The 1073-nt window shown below is 70.4% G+C and carries 1 protein-coding gene; it reads right to left on the bottom strand.

Going from position 1 to position 1073, the window contains the following annotated elements; genetic code table 11:
* Positions 1-21: 21 nt before the first annotated feature.
* On the bottom strand, positions 22-852 hold the full coding sequence (locus E1211_RS32115; protein ID WP_132354004.1) for a GDSL-type esterase/lipase family protein: 831 nt from the start codon (positions 850-852) through the stop codon (positions 22-24).
* Between the last annotated feature and the right edge of the window lie 221 nt (positions 853-1073).

Here is a 1073-nt window from a genome sequence, read left to right as displayed (position 1 = left end):
GAAGGGGGATGGGTTGGGGGGTTACCAGTTGAAGCCGGCGGCGTACGAGACGGTGGCGAGCACCTGCTGGCCGGTGGCGTTCGGGTGGAAGTAGTCCCAGCCGGAGAGCTGGTTCAGGGTGAACGGGTAGCCGAACACCGCGTTCCCGTCGAAGTCGCAGTTCGGGCCGTACGCCGCGCAGGCCTGGGCGAGCTGCGTGTTGTAGTCGACGACCCGCTGGCGTACCCGGTCGCGCCGGTCGACATCCGGCTGGGCGGTGGAGGTCGGGTTGGCCAGCAGGGACTGGCAGATGCCGAAGAGCGACCAGGCCGTACGGGCGCTGCCGCTGCCCTTGCCGACCGACCAGAGCCGGTGGACGTCCGGAATGCTCATCACGAACACCCGGGCGTCGGGCAGCCCGCTCCGGAGGCGGTTCAGTGCCGAGTCGATGTTCGCCCGGAACGTGGTCACCGGGGTCATGCTCGACTCCGAGCCGGTGCACGCGTCGTTCGCGCCGATCAGCATGGTGACGTAGTCGACGCCCTGGCCGACGGCGGTGCCGGCCTGGCCGTACATGTCGGCGGACTTCGCCCCGGTGCGGGCGTCGTTGTGGTTGTGGCCGTCGATGGCCGGGTCGACCGCGCGGACGCGCAGGTAGTGGCTGTTGACCGCGGAGTTGTCGCCGGTGCTGAACGACCGCGAGGTGCAGTCGACGTACCACCCGCAGGCGTTGAACCCGCGGGTGATCGAGTCGCCGAGGCTGGCCATCGAGCCGGGCGGCGGTCCGGGGTCGGCGACGGCCGGGGCGGCGGGGAGCAGGGTGAGGGCGGTGAGCGCGGCGAGGGGGGCGAGTAGGCGCCGGAACGGGGACATGGGGGCCTCCGGATCGCGGTAGCCGGGGAGTTGTCGGGGCGCTGACCAGATCGTATAGATGTCCATCTGTGTCCACAACGCCGCCGGCCGGTGGTCGCCCACGCCGGGCGAGAAGCGTGGAGAGCGCTCTTGTTAACGATCTTAAGCATGTGAATACTTCATTGCGTTCGGCCGGTTCCCCCAGTTCGGCCGGACCCTTCCGGGCCCCGCCGCCCCCGGCG

Origin of the sequence: Micromonospora sp. 15K316, assembly GCF_004348525.1 — a bacterium.
Lineage (GTDB): Bacteria > Actinomycetota > Actinomycetes > Mycobacteriales > Micromonosporaceae > Micromonospora.
This window is presented reverse-complemented; position numbering and strand designations above follow the sequence as displayed.

Coding starts and splice junctions, on each gene's coding strand:
- E1211_RS32115 (WP_132354004.1), bottom strand. CDS start 852: ATGTCCCCGTTCCGGCGCCTACTCGCCCCCCTCGCCGCGCTCACCGCC.